20 protein-coding genes are annotated in these 19,782 nt (G+C 55.9%); 18 read left to right on the forward strand and 2 right to left on the reverse strand.

The window, feature by feature from the left end; genetic code table 11:
• The first annotated feature begins 10 nt into the window (after nt 1-10).
• Entirely contained in the window at nt 11-1,363 is a 1,353-nt protein-coding gene (locus AC2FFH_RS21080; protein ID WP_496845261.1) for an aminotransferase class III-fold pyridoxal phosphate-dependent enzyme, read from the forward strand.
• 33 nt (nt 1,364-1,396) lie between these two features.
• Here the strand turns inward: AC2FFH_RS21080 and hpaR are convergent, their stop codons facing one another.
• Complete coding sequence (hpaR, locus tag AC2FFH_RS21085) at nt 1,397-1,837, reverse strand: homoprotocatechuate degradation operon regulator HpaR (RefSeq protein WP_058281156.1); 441 nt, start codon at nt 1,835-1,837, stop codon at nt 1,397-1,399.
• Between the two features lie 106 nt (nt 1,838-1,943).
• Between hpaR and AC2FFH_RS21090 the strand changes: the two genes are divergently transcribed.
• The 16 genes from AC2FFH_RS21090 to maiA all read left to right on the forward strand — a co-directional run bounded on the left by AC2FFH_RS21090 (nt 1,944) and on the right by maiA (nt 17,423).
• Nucleotides 1,944-2,342, forward strand: a complete 399-nt coding sequence (locus tag AC2FFH_RS21090; RefSeq protein WP_496770470.1) for a 5-carboxymethyl-2-hydroxymuconate Delta-isomerase — start codon at nt 1,944-1,946, stop codon at nt 2,340-2,342.
• 3 nt (nt 2,343-2,345) lie between these two features.
• A complete protein-coding gene (hpaE, locus tag AC2FFH_RS21095) occupies nt 2,346-3,854 on the forward strand; it encodes a 5-carboxymethyl-2-hydroxymuconate semialdehyde dehydrogenase (RefSeq protein WP_496770468.1) in 1,509 nt (502 codons plus the stop codon).
• 164 nt (nt 3,855-4,018) lie between these two features.
• Nucleotides 4,019-4,861 carry a 3,4-dihydroxyphenylacetate 2,3-dioxygenase gene (hpaD, locus tag AC2FFH_RS21100; RefSeq protein ID WP_496770466.1) on the forward strand — a complete coding sequence of 281 codons (843 nt, stop codon included), beginning with the start codon at nt 4,019-4,021 and terminating at the stop codon, nt 4,859-4,861.
• 24 nt (nt 4,862-4,885) lie between these two features.
• Nucleotides 4,886-6,367, forward strand: coding sequence for an NAD-dependent succinate-semialdehyde dehydrogenase (locus tag AC2FFH_RS21105; RefSeq protein WP_496845262.1), 1,482 nt, complete (start codon nt 4,886-4,888; stop codon nt 6,365-6,367).
• Nucleotides 6,367-7,221, forward strand: a complete 855-nt coding sequence (locus AC2FFH_RS21110; RefSeq protein ID WP_496845263.1) for a fumarylacetoacetate hydrolase family protein — start codon at nt 6,367-6,369, stop codon at nt 7,219-7,221. Before AC2FFH_RS21105 ends, AC2FFH_RS21110 begins: the two co-directional genes overlap by 1 nt.
• On the forward strand, nt 7,218-8,018 hold the full coding sequence (hpaH, locus tag AC2FFH_RS21115; RefSeq protein WP_496770461.1) for a 2-oxo-hept-4-ene-1,7-dioate hydratase: 801 nt from the start codon (nt 7,218-7,220) through the stop codon (nt 8,016-8,018). The genes AC2FFH_RS21110 and hpaH overlap by 4 nt, the downstream gene beginning before the upstream one ends.
• An 11-nt stretch (nt 8,019-8,029) precedes the next feature.
• On the forward strand, nt 8,030-9,085 hold the full coding sequence (locus AC2FFH_RS21120) for an aldolase/citrate lyase family protein (RefSeq protein ID WP_496770458.1): 1,056 nt from the start codon (nt 8,030-8,032) through the stop codon (nt 9,083-9,085).
• 43 nt (nt 9,086-9,128) lie between these two features.
• The gene (locus AC2FFH_RS21125) at nt 9,129-9,857 is read left to right on the forward strand and encodes a metallophosphoesterase family protein (protein WP_496770454.1); all 729 of its coding nucleotides are present in this window, start codon (nt 9,129-9,131) and stop codon (nt 9,855-9,857) included.
• A 524-nt stretch (nt 9,858-10,381) separates the two neighbouring features.
• Nucleotides 10,382-11,332 (forward strand): MBL fold metallo-hydrolase, encoded by a 951-nt coding sequence (locus tag AC2FFH_RS21130; RefSeq protein ID WP_496845264.1) that lies wholly within the window; start codon nt 10,382-10,384, stop codon nt 11,330-11,332.
• 25 nt (nt 11,333-11,357) lie between these two features.
• On the forward strand, nt 11,358-12,992 hold the full coding sequence (locus tag AC2FFH_RS21135; protein WP_496770448.1) for an FAD-dependent oxidoreductase: 1,635 nt from the start codon (nt 11,358-11,360) through the stop codon (nt 12,990-12,992).
• Nucleotides 12,989-13,180: a DUF2783 domain-containing protein gene (locus AC2FFH_RS21140; protein WP_496770446.1), complete on the forward strand. Its 192-nt coding sequence runs from the start codon at nt 12,989-12,991 to the stop codon at nt 13,178-13,180. Before AC2FFH_RS21135 ends, AC2FFH_RS21140 begins: the two co-directional genes overlap by 4 nt.
• A gap of 16 nt (nt 13,181-13,196) precedes the next feature.
• Nucleotides 13,197-14,231 (forward strand): TRAP transporter substrate-binding protein, encoded by a 1,035-nt coding sequence (locus AC2FFH_RS21145; protein WP_472724818.1) that lies wholly within the window; start codon nt 13,197-13,199, stop codon nt 14,229-14,231.
• Between the two features lie 3 nt (nt 14,232-14,234).
• A complete protein-coding gene (locus AC2FFH_RS21150; protein WP_496845265.1) occupies nt 14,235-14,783 on the forward strand; it encodes a TRAP transporter small permease in 549 nt (182 codons plus the stop codon).
• Entirely contained in the window at nt 14,780-16,096 is a 1,317-nt protein-coding gene (locus AC2FFH_RS21155) for a TRAP transporter large permease (RefSeq protein ID WP_496770439.1), read from the forward strand. Before AC2FFH_RS21150 ends, AC2FFH_RS21155 begins: the two co-directional genes overlap by 4 nt.
• A gap of 63 nt (nt 16,097-16,159) precedes the next feature.
• Nucleotides 16,160-16,705 (forward strand): VOC family protein, encoded by a 546-nt coding sequence (locus AC2FFH_RS21160; protein ID WP_058274548.1) that lies wholly within the window; start codon nt 16,160-16,162, stop codon nt 16,703-16,705.
• A gap of 85 nt (nt 16,706-16,790) precedes the next feature.
• The gene (maiA, locus tag AC2FFH_RS21165; RefSeq protein ID WP_496845266.1) at nt 16,791-17,423 is read left to right on the forward strand and encodes a maleylacetoacetate isomerase; all 633 of its coding nucleotides are present in this window, start codon (nt 16,791-16,793) and stop codon (nt 17,421-17,423) included.
• 156 nt (nt 17,424-17,579) lie between these two features.
• Here maiA and AC2FFH_RS21170 read toward each other — a convergent pair whose 3' ends face one another.
• Nucleotides 17,580-18,008 carry a MarR family winged helix-turn-helix transcriptional regulator gene (locus AC2FFH_RS21170; RefSeq protein ID WP_496770435.1) on the reverse strand — a complete coding sequence of 143 codons (429 nt, stop codon included), beginning with the start codon at nt 18,006-18,008 and terminating at the stop codon, nt 17,580-17,582.
• 445 nt (nt 18,009-18,453) lie between these two features.
• Here AC2FFH_RS21170 and AC2FFH_RS21175 point away from each other — a divergent pair, with 445 nt between their 5' ends.
• Nucleotides 18,454-19,755, forward strand: coding sequence for an amidohydrolase family protein (locus AC2FFH_RS21175; protein WP_496770433.1), 1,302 nt, complete (start codon nt 18,454-18,456; stop codon nt 19,753-19,755).
• The last annotated feature ends 27 nt before the right edge of the window (nt 19,756-19,782 follow it).

Below are 19,782 nucleotides of genomic sequence, written 5' to 3' on the forward strand. Positions count from 1 at the left end.
GACACGCTACATGAAAGACTCCAACTTTCTGAAGGAAAACAACGCCCGACATTTCTGGCAACCAATGGCGCACCCGGCCGACAGCCAGAAAAACCCGCCGACCATTCTGACCAGAGGTGAAGGGGTCAGCATCATTGATGTAGATGGTCACAAGGCGCTGGATGCAGTGGGTGGCTTATGGAACGTCAATCTGGGCTATTCGTGTGATCCGATAAAGCAGGCCATCACCGATCAACTGAACGCGCTGCCCTATTATTCAACCTTTCGCGGCACAAGCAACGACAAGGCGATCGAATTGTCTTATGAGCTGGCGCAGTTCTTTGCGCCTGACGGATTGACCCGTGCATTCTTTACTTCGGGTGGATCGGATTCGGTTGAAATCGCGCTGAAACTGGCGCGCCAGTATCACAAAGTACGCGGCGAGGCTGGCCGTACCAAGTTCATCAGCCTGAAACAGGGCTATCACGGCACCCATTTCGCGGCTGCCTCGGTCAATGGCAATCAAAAGTTCCGCGCGGCTTATGAGCCGATGATGCCGGGCTGTTTCCACGTGCCAGCACCCTGGACCTATCGCAATCCGTTCGATGAGACGGACCCTGAGCGTCTTGCGCAGCTTTGCGTAAAAGCGCTGGAGGCCGAAATCGCATTCCAGGGTGCAAACACCGTCGCCGCATTTATTATGGAGCCAATCTTGGGCGCAGGCGGAGTGATCCCGCCGCACAAGAGCTTTATGCCCATGGTGCGTGAGGTCTGCTCGAAGCACGGAATTCTGCTGATTTCGGACGAAATCATTACTGCCTTTGGGCGTACAGGCAGCGAAAGTGGCGCGCGACATTGGGGGGTGCAGCCCGATATCATGACAACGGCCAAGGCCATCACCAATGGCTATTTCCCATTCGGCGCGGCAATGATCTCTGGCGCGGTTGCGGAGGTGTTCGAAAGCGACACTACCGGCAGAGCTTCTGTCGATCAGGGCTACACCTATTCCGGGCACCCGGTTGGCGCGGCCGCAGCCTTGGCCACGCTGGCCGAGATCAACCGCCTGCGGGTATGGGAAAACGCAGCTGCACGGGGTGATGAGTTATTTGCCGGGTTGAAAAAACTGGCCTACAAATACGACGTAGTCGGTGACGTGCGAGGGGGTGAAGGTCTGATGTGCGCGCTCGAGCTGGTTTCGGACCGTGCGACCAAGGCGCCAATTGCCAAACATTTTCCGCTGCAGGTTCAAAAAGCAACATATGAAGATGGCGTCATGGTCCGTGTATCTGGAAACAACATCATATTGTCTCCGCCGCTGGTCATCACGTCTGATGACGTAGCCAAGATCCTGTCCGCTCTGGATACAGGACTAGCGAGACTGTAGTGATCACGCTGGCCCCGGTCTTCAAGGTCGGGGTCACACCTTTACGGCCTGCAATTCCTCAAGTAGATCCAGTAGGTTGTCGATTTTTTCCTGCCCCATTTGCGCCTCGATCGTATTGTGAATCGCCAGCGAAGTCGCAAGGTTCTCTTCAAGAATTTGACGCCCCTCATCGGTGATCTTCACCATGGTGCGGCGCTTGTCTGTGCTGCCCTGACGGCGGGATATCTGCCCATCAGTCTCCATCGTGCGTAGAATTCGCGTCAGGCTGGGAAGCAAAAGGCAGGCCTCATTTGCAATAGTGCTTTGTTCCACTTCGCCCATTTCGTCCAGAACACGAAGGATACGCCACTTTTGCTCGGTCAGCTGTATCCCCTGCAGCATATCCCGAATTGGGGCCATAACGGTTTCGCGTGCGCGCAGCAGGGCAATCGGAAGAGCGCGAGAGGTTCTCGTGGTATGGCTTTGTCGGTTCATTCCAGCCTTCTAGAACGCCATTTCAGGAATTGCAAAGATTAACAAAGCAAGTTCTTGACGGTCGCGATGCAATTTACTAAACATGTTAAGTAGTAAAGGAGAGGTCATGCCACACTTCCACGTCGAATACTCCGGCAATCTGGACGATCGGGTCGACATCGGTGGCTTGTGCGAATGCATACGAGACACCGCTGCGGGGATTGAAGCTTTTCCAATGCCGGGAATTCGCGTCCGCGCCACGCGTGTCGACTATTTTGCCATTGCGGATGGAAATCCCAAGCATGGCTTTGTGGACATCTCAATCCGCCTTCGCGCTGGCCGTCCTGACGACGTTAAGAAGGACGCCACACAGCGTATCTTTAACGCGGTTGAAGCGTATCTGGAACCGGCCTTCTCGAAACACTCTATCGCGCTTTCACTAGAGATGCGTGACATCGACCCAGACCTTTCGCCCAAGACCGGCACAATCCGGAATCATTTGGCTGCGACAAAGCAGGAGACCTGACGCATGAGCGTACTGGATACGAATATCGAGAAACTGGCAGGCTTTCTGGCCCGGTTCAAAGAAACGGGCATCAAGAACCGTATCGCAGGCGAAGACCGGGATGGCGCAGCGGGCGTTTTCCAATCCACCTCTCCGGTGGATAAATCAGTGATCTGCGACGTTGCACACGGCACGTCCGACGATATCGACGCAGCGGTCAAAGCGGCCCATGCCGCCTTTACTGAATGGCGCGACATGCCCGCCACCGAACGCCGCCGGATCCTGTTGAACGTTGCCGATGCGATCGAAGCCCGGGCAGAAGAAATTGCGCTGTGTGAGTGTTGGGATACGGGTCAGACATTGCGGTTCATGTCCAAGGCGGCGCTGCGCGGTGCCGAGAATTTTCGCTACTTTGCGGATCAAGTCGTGCAGGCTCGCGACGGGCAACACCTGAAATCGCCGACGTTAATGAATATCACCACTCGTGTACCTATCGGCCCGGTTGGTGTGATCACTCCGTGGAACACGCCCTTCATGCTGTCGACTTGGAAAATCGCGCCCGCTCTGGCCGCTGGCTGCACCGTGGTCCACAAACCAGCCGAAGACTCACCTTTGTCCGCCCGCCTGTTGGTGGAAATCGCTGAAGAGGCAGGGCTGCCCAAGGGCGTGCTGAATACCGTGAACGGTTTTGGCCCTGATGCCGGTAAGGCGCTGACAGAGCACCCCTTGATCAAAGCCATCGCATTTGTCGGAGAAAGCCGGACAGGCAGCATCATCACAAAGCAGGGTGCCGATACGCTCAAGCGGATGCACCTGGAACTCGGCGGTAAGAACCCCGTTATCGTGTTTGATGACGCCGATCTGGACCGGGCTCTGGATGCGGTGATTTTCATGATCTACTCGATCAACGGTGAGCGCTGCACCTCGTCCTCGAGGCTGCTGGTGCAGGACACTATCAAGGAAGAATTCGAGGCCAAACTGGTCGAGCGTGTGAACAACATCAAGGTCGGGCACCCCTTGGACCCTGAGACCGAGATCGGCCCGCTGGTCACCGAGGAGCATTACAACAAAGTGACCTCATACTTTGACATCGCAAAAGAGGATGGTGCGACCGTCGCGGCCGGTGGGGTCAAGGTTGGTGATGGCGGGTTTTTCGTACGCCCGACATTGTTTACCAATGCCAACAACGACATGCGCATCGCGCGAGAGGAAATATTTGGCCCCGTGCTAACTTCCATTCCATTCTCAACCGAAGAAGAAGCGCTGCAGATCGCCAATGACACGCCCTATGGGTTAACCGGCTATGTCTGGACCAACGACCTTACACGTGCCCTGCGCTTTACCGATAAGTTGGAAGCTGGGATGATCTGGGTGAACTCGGAAAATGTTCGCCACCTGCCCACGCCTTTTGGCGGGGTAAAGGCGTCAGGTATCGGTCGCGACGGCGGTGATTGGAGCTTTGACTTCTATATGGAGCAGAAACACGTGGGCTTTGCCACTGGTCAGCACAAGATTATGCAGTTGGGAAAGTAACGCCTCTCGAGCGACGTCTGGACAAGGTACCGCTCGTAAAAAGTTAGGATACGCGCGCACATCTATGGTCCAAGAACTCTCTAAGAGTCGGACCAAACGACGTCTGGTCGTCCGCTCTCCCTTCCAAAGCGGTCAGACGCCACCTTAAGTGAGGAGGAACTGTCATGGGAAAGATTGTACAGGCTGCTAAGATCACACATGTGCCCAGCATCTGGATGTCCCACACGATGCCGAAATACAAAGGTATCCGGCAACCTGCGATAGATGGTTACGCACGTCTGCGTCAGGACGCGATTGACCGCGAGGTCGACACCTTCATCATCTTCGACACGCACTGGATCACCAATCAGGGCTTTCACCTGAACACAAAAGAGCGCCACAAGGGCCGTTTTATAAGCCATGAACTGCCGCACATGCTGGCGGATATGGAGTTCGACTATCGCGGTGATCACGATCTTGGTGAAACTATCCTCGACGTTCTGAGAGAACGTGGGGAACGGGCATTGGGTCATTCGCATCCCGACATGGGCATGGAATACGGTACCCTTTTGCCAATGCATTTCATCAATGACGGTGTGAATGCCCGGGTACTGCCGGTTGCGGTCAACCAGTTCTCATCCATCGCCGAGAACCGCGTTTGGGGCGAAGCCATCGCAGAAGGCATTCGGCGCTCGGACCGCAATGTTTCTATTCTGGCCTCCGGGTCTCTAAGTCATGACTTCACGCCGAATGAGCGCTCGGTCGAGGGTCTGAACGCAGTGAATGGCGAGTTCAACCGCCAGATGGATATGCGCGTTCTCGAATTGTGGGAGCAGGGCCGGTTCCAAGAATTCTTGGACCTTTTGCCTGACTACGCCAAGAAATGTACGGGCGAGTGTGCGATGAACGACACTGCCCTGCTGTTTGGTGCGTTGGGATGGGGCAGTTACAAGGGCGAGATCGACATCTACACGCCGTATTTCGGTAGTTCCGGAACGGGTCAGGCAAATATTAGTTTTTCGGTCTGAGGCCGAGACACGGGAATCCTGCAAATGACAGACTTACGTCTCAACGACCCCACGTTGCTTATCGAAGCGGCGCGGGTTGGGTCCAAATGGGTCGGTGCCAACGAGGTATCCACCACTCTGGAAGTGACCAACCCGGCAACTGGTGATCTAATCGGACGTGTCCCCAATCTTGGGGCGGCCGAAACGGCCGAAGCAATCGCCGAAGCGCACCGTGCACAGAAGGGCTGGGCTAAGCGTACAGCGAAGGACCGCAGCCAAATTCTGCGCCGCTGGTATGAACTGATGATCGAAAACCAGGATGATCTTGGCGCTATCCTGACCGCCGAGCAGGGCAAGCCGCTGGCTGAGGCCAAGGGTGAAATCGCTTATGGCGCCAGCTTCATCGAATGGTTCGCTGAAGAGGCTCGCCGCGCCTATGGCGACGTCACCCCGGGCCACGCGCCGGATAAGCGGATCATCACAATCAAACAGCCGATTGGGGTTGTTGCCGCGATCACGCCGTGGAATTTCCCCAATGCCATGATCACGCGAAAGGCGGGACCGGCACTGGCGGCAGGCTGTTCCATGGTGCTCAAACCTGCCAGCCAGACGCCGTTCTCGGCTATCGCGCTGGCGGTTTTGGCCGAGCGAGCCGGGTTGCCTGCGGGATTGTTCTCGGTCATCACTGGATCAGCGCGCGCCATCGGAGGTGAGATGACCTCGAGCAAAATCGTGCAAAAATTGACCTTTACCGGGTCCACCGAAATCGGCGCGATGCTTTATGCGCAATGCGCACCTACGATCAAGAAACTAGGTTTGGAATTGGGCGGCAACGCACCGTTCATCGTGTTTGACGACGCAGATCTGGACGCGGCAGTCGAAGGGGCAGTGATCGCCAAGTTCCGAAACAACGGCCAGACCTGCGTCTGCGCCAACCGCATCTATGTCCAGTCTGGGGTCTACGACACGTTCGCCGAAAAACTGGCCGCTAAGGTCGCAAAACTGCCGACTGGAAACGGCTTTGACGAGGGCACCGTCTTTGGCCCACTAATCGATCAAGCCGCAGTCGCGAAAGTGTCTGAGCATATCAAAGACGCAACCGCCAAGGGTGCAACAGTAACACTGGGCGGCAAGCCGCACGCCCTTGGCGGCACATTCTTCGAGCCGACCATCCTGATTGGCGTGACCGCAGACATGGCGGTGGCGACCGAGGAAACCTTCGGCCCAGTCGCGCCCTTGTTCAAATTCGACAGGGAAAGCGAAGTTATCGTAGCCGCCAATGATACCGAATTCGGCCTCGCTTCGTATTTCTATTCGCGCGACATGGCCCGTGTCTGGCGCGTGTCCGAAGCATTGGAATATGGCATGGTCGGGATCAACACCGGCCTGATCTCAACTGCCGAAGCGCCCTTTGGAGGCGTTAAGATGTCAGGTCTGGGGCGCGAGGGGTCGCGCCATGGGCTGGATGACTTCATGGAACTCAAATACTTGTGCATGGGTGGCATTGACGCCGCCGAGGAGGCCTGATGCGCTTTGCAACATTCACCGCATACGGAGCAACTTTTTTCGGCGCGATCACCAATGACGGTGCAATTGCCCTGAACGACGCCTTCCCCGATCAGGCCAGTCTTTACGAGGTGATCGCCGCGGGCGAGTTTGAAAAGTTGACCGAGGCCGCAGCAGGCCGCGAAGTGACCCACAAGGAATTCACTTACGAAATGGTGATGCCGGATGTCCGCCGCATCCTCTGCGTCGGAGTGAACTTTCCCGACCGCAACGCAGAATACAAAGACGGCAGCGAACAGCCGAAATACATGTCGTTGTTTCCGCGCTTTGCCAGCGGTTTCACCGGGCACGACCGCCCGCTGATCCGCCCGCCGGAAAACCGCACGCTGGATTACGAGGGCGAGGTCGTTATCGTGATTGGCAAATCCGGTCGGCGAATTTCGCAGGAAGATGCCTATGACCACATCGCAGCCCTGACCTTGTGTAACGAAGGCACAATCCGCGACTGGGTCCGCCATGCCAAGTTCAACGTCACACAGGGAAAGAACTGGGACAATTCCGGTGCCATCGGTCCGTGGCTAGTGCCATTCACCGACGCGGCCCAGTTGGACGATGCCCGAATTCAGACCCATGTGAATGGTGAGTTGCGCCAGGACGATACGCTGAATCGCATGATGTTCCCGATAAGGCGCGAGATCGAATATATTTCGACCTTCATGACGCTTCTGCCCGGTGACATCATCGTCACCGGCACCCCGACGGGTGCGGGTGCGCGGTTTGATCCACCAAAATACCTGGAACCGGGTGATGTAGTGGAAATCTCAGTCGAGGGCATTGGAACGCTGCGCAACACAGTCGAGGACGAACAGGTATGACCCCCGAAGATCATGCCCGTGCCGCAGCCGACTTATTGCAGGCTGAATGTTCGCACGAACAGATTGGCCTTCTGACACTGCGCCATCCCGAAATGGGGATGAGCGACGCCTATGAGATCCAGAACGCCATTTATCGAAAAAAATTGGCCGAAGGGCACAAGGTGATCGGTTGGAAAATCGGGTTGACCTCGAAAGCGATGCAATATGCGCTGAATATCGATATCCCCGACAGCGGAATTTTGTTCGATGATATGAAGTTCGATCACGGCGGAATCGTTCCTGCGGGCCGGTTCATCCAGCCCCGGATCGAGGCCGAGATTGCTTTTGTCATGAAATCTGCGGTAGGCGGAGAGAACGTCACCCGTGACGACATCATTGCCGCCACGGATTACGTCGCGCCTTCGATTGAAATCCTCGACACGCGTATTCAGCGTGCCGACCCCGCAACCGGACAGACACGTACCGTCTATGACACAATCAGCGACAACGCCGCCAATGCGGGCATCGTGTTGGGCCCTGAGCGTCACGCGATAGATGCATTTGATTTGCGTTGGGTTGGGGCACTGACCTTCCGCAATGGTGAGATCGAGGAAACCGGTCTGGGCGCGGGTGTTCTGAACGACCCGGTCGAAAGCGTCGTCTGGCTGGCCCGTCGTATGGCGCAGTACGACCAGAGCATAGAACCGGGTCAGGTGATCTTGTCTGGTAGTTTTATACGACCCGTCGAATGCCCGCCGAGCACCGAAATCCATGCTGATTTCGGGCCATTTGGCTCGGTCGATATCAACTTTGCCTAAAGGAGGCCGGGATGCCTGCGCCACTAAACGCTTTCAAGGCCGCGCTGCAGGCTGGTCAGCCGCAGGTCGGCTGCTGGATTGGAATGGCCGACACCTATGCCGCTGAAATCGCGGCCACGTCCCATTTCGACTGGTTGCTTGTTGACGGAGAGCACGCCCCAAACGATCTTCGCTCTATCCTGGAACAGGTGCGGGTCATCGAAGGAAGCGGCAGCCAACCGGTCGCACGTTTGCCGATCGGTGAAACCTGGATGATCAAGCAATACCTCGATGCCGGCGTTCAGAATATTCTGGTGCCGATGGTCGAAAGCGGAGATCAGGCGCGGGATTTGGTGCGGGCTGTGCGATACCCACCCTACGGGGTTCGGGGCGTGGGATCGGCGTTGGCAAGGGCCTCGCGATTTGCGGCGATCCCGGACTATCTGAAAACGGCGGATGAACAAATCTGCCTGCTTGTTCAGGTGGAAAACCGCGCCGGGTTAGAGGCACTAGACGATATTCTTGCCTCTGACGTTGATGGGGTCTTTCTCGGTCCCTCCGATCTGGCTGCTGACATGGGCCATATTGGTGATGCTGATCATACAGAAGTGGTAGAGGCTGTGTTGGACGCGATAACTCGGGTCGTCGCGGCAGGCAAATTTGCCGGGATACTGACACTTGATCCGGCCATGCAGCGTAAATGTCTGGATCTGGGGGCGACCTTCCTGGCTACAAACATCGACGTTACTTTGTTCGCGCAGGCGGTGCGCCGGGCCGCCGATGAAGCCTTGGCGTTGCTACCTGACCAAAGCGTTTCGGGTGTTGCCCAAACGGAAGCGGCCAGCAAGTACCTGCAGCAATTGTGCAAGCACTGGTCCCACAAGGCCCAGGTGGCTTTCGACGACACCCACGGCAGCGTGGAATTTCCGGTCGGAAATCGGCTGACCTTGGTCGCAGGTGAAACCAGCCTTTCGCTGACGGCTAAGACCGGCCCTCGCGGAGATCTGAACCGCTGGCAGGAAGTCATCGAAGCGCATCTGGTACGGTTTGCTTTTCGCGAAGACCTCAGCATTGCCTGGGTGGACTGATCCCAAATCAACTACCGCCTGAAGACGACGACAAGGAACACTCATGTCAGATCCGGTTTATGCAATTGGCGATATCCATGGCCAACTGGGTATGCTTGAAGACGCACTGGACCGGATCGAACGGGATGGAGGACCAGACGCCAAGATCGTGTTTCTCGGTGACTATACGGACCGGGGTGCGCAAAGTTGCGGGGTTTTGGATCTGCTGGTCCGAGGGAACGCCGACGGTAAGAACTGGATCTTTCTACGTGGCAATCATGACCAGATGTGCGCAATGTTCCTGGAGGACTATCCGCGCAATGATGCGCGCCTGCTGGTCGGGTATCACTGGCTTCATCCTCGGATCGGCGGGATCGAAACGCTGCGGTCCTATGGGGTTGAAACCGCCAACGTGGACAGAATCTATCAAGTCCACGCCAAGGCCAAAGAGGCCGTCCCTCAGGCTCATATCGATTTTCTGACCGGGCTAAAGCCGTTCCATCAGGACGGCGCATTGCTGTTCGTGCACGCAGGTATTCGACCCGGGGTGAAACTGGATCAGCAAGACCACGACGATCTGATTTGGATTCGTGAGGAATTCCTGAACCATAAAGACCCATATCCATGGTTAGTCGTCCACGGCCACAGCCACGTGGCCGCACCTGAACACCATGGAAACCGTATCAATCTGGATACAGGAGCAGGCTATGGCCACGCCCTGACTACCGCCGTGTTCGAAGGCACCAAATGCTGGGTGCTGGATGTTGGTGGACGTAGACCTGTGACTGGCTGAGACAGCCTCTGGCTCCCATCGCGTAAAATTGTAGCGTCGCCGGTGTCGTTTCTTTTTCAGAAGCTTCCCAACCATGATCCCCGTCAGCAGATTCTGTCGCAGGACATTGGCCGCGACGATTGAGAATCCAGGAACAATCAAATTGTCCCGTCTACACGGCGCCATGTGGAAACTGAGAGAGACCGAATGTGAATCGACGCTTACGGCTATGTTGACCATTTCGATCCTATCCAACATAGGAGCCACTAGCGCTAAGCCTTGAACCAACCCATTGGGTCTATCAGGCGCTTAATGGGAATGCAGTTCTTTACAACGGTCGGCATGATTGGCTTCAAAAATAGCTGGAATGGACAACATTTTTTTACGCCGGCAACTTCGCAAAAAATCTTCGAATGCACTCAGCAACAATAGTTCAAACACGCAACTTCAAACGAAACGGGATTGACTTTAGTTTCATATGTAACGATATTCGTTGCAAATGAAACGAAACGAGTCACGCGAGCGACATACTTCGGGAGAACACAATGGCTAAGGCATTCGCATCTCAGGGAGATTTGAGTGAAAAGACGATTAGCTTCACCGAAGTGGGTGAAGGGCTTTGGGCCTTTACTGCTGAAGGTGATCCCAATTCCGGTGTGATCATCGGCGATGATAGTGTCATGATTGTCGAGGCGCAGGCCACGCCACGTCTGGCTGGCAAGGTGATTGAGAAGGTCAGAGAAGTTACCGACAAACCGATCACGCATCTGGCTCTAACTCACTATCACGCGGTTCGTGTTCTAGGCGCTTCAGCATATGGCGCAGATCAGGTTCTCATGTCCGAAACAACCCGGGCGCAGGTTGTCGAACGTGGTCAGGAAGATTGGGACAGTGAGTTTCAGCGTTTTCCACGTCTGTTCGAAGGCCATGAAAGCATTCCCGGACTGACCTGGCCCACCGCGACCTTCAAAGATCGCATGAGTGCATACCTCGGCAACCGGCGCGTTGATCTAATGCATCTTGGTCGCGCCCATACTGCCGGTGACATCGTCATTCACGTTCCCGACCAGAACGTCATGTTTACCGGTGACATCGTCGAGTATCATTCTGCCTGCTATTGCGGCGACGGCCATTTCAACGATTGGGGTGGCACTCTAGACAATATCGCCGCATTTGACGTCGATGCTATTGCGCCCGGCCGCGGTGATGCTCTGCTCGGAAAAGATATGGTTGAAGCAGCGATCGAGTCCACCCGGGATTTTGTCGAAAGCACCTATCGCCCGGCCGCTCGTGTCGCCGCTAGCGGCGGCAGCCTGAAAGATGCCTGGGACGCTGTACGTGACGCGTGCGACCCGAAATTCGCTGACTACGCGATCTACGAACACTGCCTGCCGTTCAATGTTGCACGCGCCTATGACGAAGCCCGCGGCATCGACACACCACGTATCTGGACGGCGCAGCGGGATCTGGAAATGTGGGAGCAACTGCAAGGCTGAACGCCTGAAGGGAAGGGGTTTTCCAATGTTTGATGACCGTTACACGCTCGCCTACAAGAGCTATCCATACGAGAAATCGCCGGATCAGGATATTGACGCACCGGTGCGTCACCCGGTTGTGGTCATGGGTGGAGGGCCAATCGGAGTCGCCACAGCCCTGGACCTCGGCCGCCAAGGTGTTCCCGTGGTTGTGCTTGATGATCATGAGGGGATCGGCATGGGCAGTCGGGCGATTTGTTTCGCAAAGCGCTGCCTGGAAGTGGCCGACCGCTATGGCTGCGGCGAACCGATGCTCGAAAAAGGCGTTGTCTGGAATCTCGGTAAGGTATTCCATCGCGATGACAAGGTTTTCGAATTTAACCTGTTGCCGGAAGACGGGCATAAATACCCCGCCTTCATCAATCTACAACAGCCTTATTTCGAGCAATACATGATCGACCGTCTGCGCGAGTTGCAGGACAAGGGTGCCCCGATCCAGTTGCGTGGCAAGAACCGTGTGGACAGCGTCGAAGTACACGACGATCACGTCACCCTGAAGGTGATGACACCGGATGGGCCATACACGCTTGAAGCGGATTGGCTTATTGGTTGCGACGGCGCCAATTCACCACTGCGCGGGATGCTTGGTCTCGATTTCAGCGGTCGAGTCTTTCAGGACAGCTTCCTGATTGCTGATATCAAATTAAAAGGCGATCTGAATTTCCCTACTGAGCGCTGGTTCTGGTTTGAACCGACCCACGGCTCTGGCGCCTCAGCTTTGTTGCACAAGCAACCTGATGATGTCTGGCGGATCGACTTCCAGATCGGCTGGGATGTTGACCGCAAAGAAGAACTTAAAGAAGAGAATATCCGTCGCCGATTGGATGCGATGCTGGGGGATGTGGACTATGAAATGGTCTGGTCCTCTATCTATACCTTCCAATGCAAGCGGATGGACAGCTTCCGCTCTGGTCGCGTGTTTTTTGCTGGTGATGCGGCGCACCAAGTCTCGCCCTTTGGTGCGCGTGGTGCCAATTCCGGCATGCAGGACGTGGACAACCTTGGCTGGAAACTAGGGTTGGTTATTCAAGGCAAAGCGCCTGAGAGCCTGCTTGACACCTATGATACCGAACGGGTTTACGGCGCGGACGAAAACATCCTGAATTCGACACGGTCCACCGATTTCATCACGCCGAAATCAGAAACCAGTCGGATATTTCGCGATGCTGTGCTCAGCCTAAGCGGAACGTATGAGTTCGCACGACCGATGGTCAACTCGGGTCGGCTCTCGGTTCCATGCGTGTACAGTGGATCGGGACTCAATTCCGCTGACGCACTGGCAGGCGGTCCTGAACGGACGCAGCCCGGCGCCCCCTGCCCTGATGCCCCGTTGGGCGATGAATACCTGTTGTCGAAGCTGGGTGATGAGTTCATCCTTTTGACAATCGATGCAGAAGCACCTGAAATTCTGGAAGAGGACGGCATCACGGCACGCCGCCTGGCTCTTTCAACCCGCGACGACCCGACTGGTCAGCTCAGGAAACGCTATCTCGGCGAAGCCAGTTCGGCGGTCTACCTGATCCGCCCAGATCAGCATGTCGCCGCCCGCCGAGCGGAATACAACGAAACCCTGATGCGCACTGCCTTGCGCCGTGCGGCCGGTAAGGAAGTAAGCCAATGAGCGATCTGACCCTGACACCGAATATCGACGGAACCGACGATTTCTACGCCGACCTGCTGGCAACGCATGAGGGCAAGACCAAGGCCGAGAGCGATATAATCAACGCGAGGTTAATTCTGATCCTGGCCAACCACATAGGCGACCGGGGCGTCCTGAGCCAGGCGCTCAATGCCGCCGACATCACATAATCCAAGGGAGGATACCATGAATATCAAACTGAAGGGCAACACCCTGCTGCTCGCCGGCATTGCAACCGCTGCAATGTCTATCGCAACGACTACCGTGGCAGAGACCAAGCTTGCGCTTTCGAGCTGGCTGCCGCCGCGCCATCCAATCGTCGTTGAGGCAATCAAACCCTGGGCCAAGCAAGTGGAGGAAGTCACCGATGGCCGCGTGACTGTACGTGTGCTTGCAAAGCCCATGGGCCCGCCCCCGGCACATTACGACATGGCTGCCGAAGGTATCGCTGATATCACCTACGGCTTGCATTCCTTTACCACAGATGACCGTTTCACCCGCTCTCGGATCGGTCAGTTCTCGTTCATTGGTGACGATGCCGTTGCTGGCTCCAAAGCATTCTGGAATGTCTATTCCGGCCCGCTGGAGGCGCAGAAAGAACATGAGGGCACCAAGCTTCTGGGGCTATTCGTGCACGGCCCCGGCATGTTGCACAACAATGTCCGTAAGATCGAAAAGACAGACGATTTCGCAGGCCTGAAGATCCGCGTGCCTGGCGGCTATATCTCGGATCTGATGTCCGGTCTCGGCTCCACAACGCTCTTCATGTCTTCGGGTGAGGTGTATGAAAAGCTCTCGCGCGGAGTAATCGACGGTGTGACGTTTCCCTACGACGCTCTGGCTGCGTTCAAGCTGACCGAAGATGTCAAGTACACGATGCAAGTCCCCGGCGGCATCTACAACACTACTTGGTTCATGGTCATGAACGAAGACAAATGGAACGAGATCTCTGAAGAGGATCAGGCAGCCATCGAGGCGATTTCCGGTGAAGCCTTTGCCGCACTGGTTGGCGAAGCTTGGGTCGGTGCAGACGAGAAAGGCAGCGCCGCGGCTGAAAAGGCCGGGATCGAAATCTACGAAGCGCCAGCCGAAGTCGTTGATGCGATCAAATCACAAGCCGCAGATGCCGAAACAGCTTGGTCCGAAGCCATCTCGGCGGACGGCTATGACGGCACTGCTGCTCTTGAAGAAATGCGCAAACAAGCTGGCGTGGACTTCTGATCCATGGAGCGGCTTCGCCATCGTTTCCCCGACCAGCCCCCTGATGAGGGGCTGGACATCGGGCTGCTGCTCGACAGATCTCTGGGTGTCGGGGCCGCACTGATCCTGTTCAGCCTCGTCCTCATCACCTGTGTGGATGTAGTTGGGCGGTACCTGTTCAACGCACCGCTTTCCGGTGCCTTTGAACTCACTGAAATACTGCTGGCAGCGCTTGTTTTCCTGGCCTTACCGCTGACGACAGAGCACCGCGAACATGTCGAGGTCGACCTGCTGAATCTGGCGCTCGGACGCAAGACGCAACGTCTTTTGTCTGCGTTTGCAGGCCTCTTCTCTGCGGCCCTGTTAGCCACCTTTTCTTGGCGGCTTTTCACCCATGCAGCCAAGGCTGCCCATGACGGCGCGGTGACCAACGCGCTGGAGATTCCACTGGCGCCATTCGGCTATCTGGCTGGGGCCTCCTGCATGGTTTCGGCGTTCATCGCATTCCTGCGCGGACTACAACCGCCCATCGAACACGACACCGATCAAGATCACCTAGAGGGCGCCCCATGATTGAATCTCTGATCGGCTTTGCGATCCTTCTGGGACTTATACTACTGCGCGTGCCTATCGCCTTCGCGATGGCGGCTGTAGGCGGCTTTGGGTTTGCCTATATGCGTGGTTGGGAACCTGCCTGGGCTATGACAGGGCAAGTGGCGTTTGACACTTCTTTGTCTTACTCCCTTTCGGTCATCCCTCTGTTCATCTTCATGGGCAACGTGTTGGCCGGCTCGGGCGTGGCACACGGGCTGTTTGCCGGTGCCGATCGGCTTTTTGGCAGACTGCGCGGCGGACTTGCCATGGCTTCGGTCTTTTCTTGCGGCGGATTCTCTGCAGTGTGTGGCTCGTCCCTGGCTACTGCTGCCACGATGTCAAAAGTTGCCATGCCTTCAATGCGTCGTTTTGGCTATGATGACCGGCTGGCGACAGGCTCTATCGCCGCGGGTGGGACACTGGGCATTTTGATCCCGCCCTCGGTGATCCTGATCATCTACGGCCTGCTGACCGAAACCAATATTGCCAAGCTTTTTATCGCGGGAATTGTGCCAGGTATTATTGGTGTGCTGTTTTATCTTGGCGCGGTCATGGTTGCGGTACGGTTGAACCCTTCTCTGGCTCCGGAGGAGGAAAACACCGAACCCATGAGTCGGGCTGACGTCATAGGCGTGATCTGTGTGCTGGGCCTTTTTCTCTTCATCATGGTTGGCATTTATGGTGGGTTCTTCACACCGACTGAGGCGGCCGGAATGGGTGCAGGCGCTTCGATCCTGATCGCCATTGCCCTCAGGACGATGACCTGGCGCAGCTTTTTCGCAGCTACGCTGGATTCGATCCGGGCTACTGCCATGATCTTTGCGGTGATCATAGGTGCCGAGCTGTTCACCAACTTCATAAACTACGCCGGACTGCCGGATGCCCTATCAGGCTTTGTTATTGACAACGAATTGCCGGTCTGGGCGGTCATCGTGTTCATAATGCTCACCTACATGGTACTTGGCTGTGTGCTTGAAAGCCTGTCGATGATCCTGCTGACAGTGCCGGTCTTCTACCCACTGATGTTTGAGCTTGAGTTTGCCAATGAACTCCTGCTCGATCCCGAAAACGCCCTGATCTGGTTCGCCATTGTCGTTGTTGTAGCCACCGAAATCAGCCTGATCACACCCCCCGTCGGTATGAATGTCTTTGTGCTGAAGGGCGTGTTGCAAGATGTCTCACTCGGAACGATCTTTCGCGGCGTGCTGCCATTCTGGATCGCGGACATCCTGCGGCTGACCCTGCTCATCCTTGTACCCTCCCTGTCACTCTGGCTGGTGGGGTTGATGTGAACGCCTGAGGCGACCGTACGTTGCCTTGACCTTGAAAACTGCACCCTCGGAAAGGAGAAATCGATGAAAATCGAGAAGATCCATCACGTCGCTTACCGCTGCAAAGACGCAAAAGAGACGGTCGAATGGTATGGGAAAATGCTGAACATGGACTTTATCCTGGCCATCGCCGAGGATCATGTCCCATCTACGCATGAGCCGGACCCCTACATGCATCTGTTTTTGGATGCCGGGAATGGGAATGTTCTGGCTTTCTTCGAGCTGCCCACGAAGCCGGAAATGGGCCGGGATCCCAATACCCCGATCTGGGTGCAGCACATCGCCTTCAAGGTGAAGGATCGTGAAACGCTGCTTCAGTTCAAGGACCATCTGGAAGCTAATGGCGTCGAAGTACTCGGCGTGACCGACCATTCGATTTTCCACTCTATCTACTTCTTTGATCCTTCCGGCCATCGTATCGAACTGGCCTGCCCGGACCCGGAAGAAGAAGCGCTGCTGGAGCGCATGGACGAAGTGAAATGGCTTATGTTGGACGAGTGGTCGAAGACCAAGAAAGCTCCGAAACATGCCGATTGGCTGCATGCCAAGGAACTCAACAAATCTGCCTGACGGGCATCCCGTGCCGGATCGGTTTCCGGCGCGGGAACCTATTTTTGGCAAAATCTGAGACGGTTGACCACAAAACAAGGAAGTCATGAAACTATACGGCTATTGGCGCTCGACGACCTCTTTTCGGGTCCGGATCGCACTGAATCTCAAGGGTGTTTCCTACGAAACGATCCCCGTCGACCTTGTTGCCGGAGAACAGCGCGCGCCGGACTACGTCGCGCTGAACCCCGGGAAGAGCGTCCCTACGCTGATCCTTGAGGACGGTCGTGTACTCACTCAATCGCTTGCGATCATCGAGTATCTCGACGCCACCATACCCGAACCTCCGTTCCTGCCGGAAGATCCGTTTGAGCGTGCGCGGGTACAGGCTGCGGCCCATACCATCGCAATGGACATTCATCCGGTTAACAACCTTAGGGTCACTGCGTATCTGAAGTCCCGGTACGGGCTTACGGCTGAGGATGGGATCGAATGGTTCCGGCATTGGATGACCGAAGGTTTCCATGCCTACCAAGCGCTTTTGCCAGCAAACACCACCTTCAGTTTTGGTGACGAGCCGGACCTTGCCGATATCTGCCTTGTCGCACAGCTTTACAATGCACATCGCTGGGGCGTCGATATGGCTCCATTCGACCGGCTACTTGAGATCGAAGAATGCGCATTCACCCTGCCCGCATTTGACGCCGCCCGACCTGAAAACCAGACCGATGCCTCCTGAGAGAAATACACTGGCAGACCTCATTCTATTCTAGGTCGACGGCGTTAGCCCGACCGGGAAGGCAATGCCCTTCCACGTCACCGATTACACGGATTTCTACGCCGGTCGGCAGCCAGCACTGGAGATGGCTTGAGTTGCGCAGATTGGCTTATGTACCTATGTCACCGACGCGGCCTTAAGCAGCGCAGTCACGCCTCGGTCCAGTGCTGCACGATCCTCGGCCGATATGGAATTCAGCATCCCTTGCGCGCAAGCATCGACTTGTGGCAGCAACTGTTCGAAACATCGATGGCCTTCCGGCGTACAATGATAAACCCTAATTCGGCGATCTTCTTCGGAAATTGCTCTGGTTATCAATCCTTTATCGTCAAGCCTCTGCGCGGCCCGGCTGACTTGAACCTTATCCAGAGTGGTGCGTTGCGAGAGTTCTAGAGAGGTCAGGCTTTTGGCATTGGCAAGTAGAAAAAGCAGGCGCCATTCCTCCCGTGATAGCCCGAATTCGCGCTGGTATACTTCCGTGAGTTTTCGTGAGAACGCTTCGGATGCCACGGCGAGACGATAGGGAAAGAAGGAATCTAGTTGCATACGAAACTATATATCTGCTTTGTTTCACATGCAACGAAATTTCCTGCATTGATCTTCGCCACCTTGACGCTGGTAGTTTTGCAAACTGTTAGCCGAAGTTGACGAAATCACGTTTCCCAGTGATTTGATTCTGTTACCAAGTATTTTTCTGCTTGCAAGAAAACTGCGGATCCGCTGGATCAAGGGTCCGGATCGGCAATCTGCTGAAACGGACAGATTCCCAGCGTGAACCGACCTTTGCAAAAATTAGCAGTTCTGCAACGCAAAATCCCAAAAGCGAAAGTTGATCGATGTGTCAGCTTCAGCTGCCAAGAAAGGTCAACACAAGCCTTGGATATAGGCACGCACCGAGACTAGCGGAAACACTGGACCCGGAAGTGCAACAAAAACTATTAGCATTCTTGCAGAATACTTTTTACCATGCGGTCAAATTTGGGGGAGTTGGATGCTCGATTTAATCATCAGACAGGCCAGCCTGCCGGATGGCAGCGGGCCGGTGGATATCGCGATAAAGGCAGACCGCGTTGCGGAAGTTGCGCCTGATATCAAGGCTGAGGCGCATGAAGAGATTCAGGCGGCTGGGCGTTTGGTTTCCCCTCCTTTTACGGACCCGCACTTCCATATGGATGCGACCCTGAGCCTAGGGTTGCCGCGCATGAATGTCTCGGGCACGCTTTTGGAGGGCATCGCGCTTTGGGGTGAGTTGAAGCCCCTGCTGACACCTGAAGCGGTGATTGAGCGGGCCAAGCGGTATTGCGATCTGGCCGTGTCGCAGGGACTGCTCGCCATCCGTTCGCACGTGGATGTTTCATCCACTCCATTGGTGGGTGTTGAAGCGCTCTTGGAGGTACGTAAACAGGTCGCCCCCTATATCGATCTGCAATTGGTGGCATTCCCGCAAGATGGCCTTTACCGATCAGAAAACGCAGAGAGAAACCTGATCCAGGCGCTCGATATGGGTGTCGATGTCGTGGGCGGGATCCCGCATTTTGAACGCACGATGTCGGAAGGGGCTCGATCGGTCACAAGACTGGCCGAGATAGCGGCGGACCGCGGCCTGATGCTGGACCTGCACTGCGATGAAAGCGACGATCCGATGTCTCGCCACGTAGAAACGTTGACCTTTGAGACCACGCGCCTTGGGCTTGGGGGCCGTGTAACTGCAAGCCACGTCACTGCGATGCATTCTTATGACAATTACTATGCATCGAAGCTAATCCCGCTCATCGCAGAAAGCGGTATGAACGTGGTACCCAACCCTCTGATCAATATCACGCTGCAAGGGCGTTCGGACACCTATCCGCGCCGCCGAGGTCTGACCCGCGTGCCAGAGCTGCGCGCTGCCGGTGTAAACGTTGCCTTCGGGCAGGATTGCACAATGGACCCGTGGTATTCGCTTGGGTCCGCCGACATGCTGGAAGTGGCCCATATGGGTGTGCACGCGGTACCGATGACATCCCGAGAAGCGATGGAATGGGCATTCACATCGGTAACCCAAAATGGCGCCAAAGCCATGGGCCTGCCCGACCCGACAATCCGCGAGGGCGGCCCTGCAAGTATGGTTGTACTGCAGGCGCGTGATCCGATTGAAGCTGTTCGCTTGAAATCCATCCGCCTTGCCGTAATCAAAAACGGAAAGGTGTTGGCCCGTACAGAACCCCGAATGGCCGCGCTTTCGTTGCCCGGCCGCCCCACGACCCTGGATCCCGCAGATTACGCGCCCAGGCCCAATACTCAGGAAGCTTAAGAACAAGAACAATCGCCACCAACAGAA

Source organism: Ruegeria sp. YTSC003, assembly GCF_059609785.1.

Excerpts from the sequence above, each read along its gene's own strand:
- AC2FFH_RS21080 (WP_496845261.1), top strand. The coding sequence starts at position 11 with ATGAAAGACTCCAACTTTCTGAAGGAAAACAACGCCCGACATTTCTGG.
- hpaR (WP_058281156.1), bottom strand. The coding sequence starts at position 1,837 with ATGAACCGACAAAGCCATACCACGAGAACCTCTCGCGCTCTTCCGATT.
- AC2FFH_RS21090 (WP_496770470.1), top strand. The coding sequence starts at position 1,944 with ATGCCACACTTCCACGTCGAATACTCCGGCAATCTGGACGATCGGGTC.
- hpaE (WP_496770468.1), top strand. The coding sequence starts at position 2,346 with ATGAGCGTACTGGATACGAATATCGAGAAACTGGCAGGCTTTCTGGCC.
- hpaD (WP_496770466.1), top strand. The coding sequence starts at position 4,019 with ATGGGAAAGATTGTACAGGCTGCTAAGATCACACATGTGCCCAGCATC.
- AC2FFH_RS21105 (WP_496845262.1), top strand. The coding sequence starts at position 4,886 with ATGACAGACTTACGTCTCAACGACCCCACGTTGCTTATCGAAGCGGCG.
- AC2FFH_RS21110 (WP_496845263.1), top strand. The coding sequence starts at position 6,367 with ATGCGCTTTGCAACATTCACCGCATACGGAGCAACTTTTTTCGGCGCG.
- hpaH (WP_496770461.1), top strand. The coding sequence starts at position 7,218 with ATGACCCCCGAAGATCATGCCCGTGCCGCAGCCGACTTATTGCAGGCT.
- AC2FFH_RS21120 (WP_496770458.1), top strand. The coding sequence starts at position 8,030 with ATGCCTGCGCCACTAAACGCTTTCAAGGCCGCGCTGCAGGCTGGTCAG.
- AC2FFH_RS21125 (WP_496770454.1), top strand. The coding sequence starts at position 9,129 with ATGTCAGATCCGGTTTATGCAATTGGCGATATCCATGGCCAACTGGGT.
- AC2FFH_RS21130 (WP_496845264.1), top strand. The coding sequence starts at position 10,382 with ATGGCTAAGGCATTCGCATCTCAGGGAGATTTGAGTGAAAAGACGATT.
- AC2FFH_RS21135 (WP_496770448.1), top strand. The coding sequence starts at position 11,358 with ATGTTTGATGACCGTTACACGCTCGCCTACAAGAGCTATCCATACGAG.
- AC2FFH_RS21140 (WP_496770446.1), top strand. The coding sequence starts at position 12,989 with ATGAGCGATCTGACCCTGACACCGAATATCGACGGAACCGACGATTTC.
- AC2FFH_RS21145 (WP_472724818.1), top strand. The coding sequence starts at position 13,197 with ATGAATATCAAACTGAAGGGCAACACCCTGCTGCTCGCCGGCATTGCA.
- AC2FFH_RS21150 (WP_496845265.1), top strand. The coding sequence starts at position 14,235 with ATGGAGCGGCTTCGCCATCGTTTCCCCGACCAGCCCCCTGATGAGGGG.
- AC2FFH_RS21155 (WP_496770439.1), top strand. The coding sequence starts at position 14,780 with ATGATTGAATCTCTGATCGGCTTTGCGATCCTTCTGGGACTTATACTA.
- AC2FFH_RS21160 (WP_058274548.1), top strand. The coding sequence starts at position 16,160 with ATGAAAATCGAGAAGATCCATCACGTCGCTTACCGCTGCAAAGACGCA.
- maiA (WP_496845266.1), top strand. The coding sequence starts at position 16,791 with ATGAAACTATACGGCTATTGGCGCTCGACGACCTCTTTTCGGGTCCGG.
- AC2FFH_RS21170 (WP_496770435.1), bottom strand. The coding sequence starts at position 18,008 with ATGCAACTAGATTCCTTCTTTCCCTATCGTCTCGCCGTGGCATCCGAA.
- AC2FFH_RS21175 (WP_496770433.1), top strand. The coding sequence starts at position 18,454 with ATGCTCGATTTAATCATCAGACAGGCCAGCCTGCCGGATGGCAGCGGG.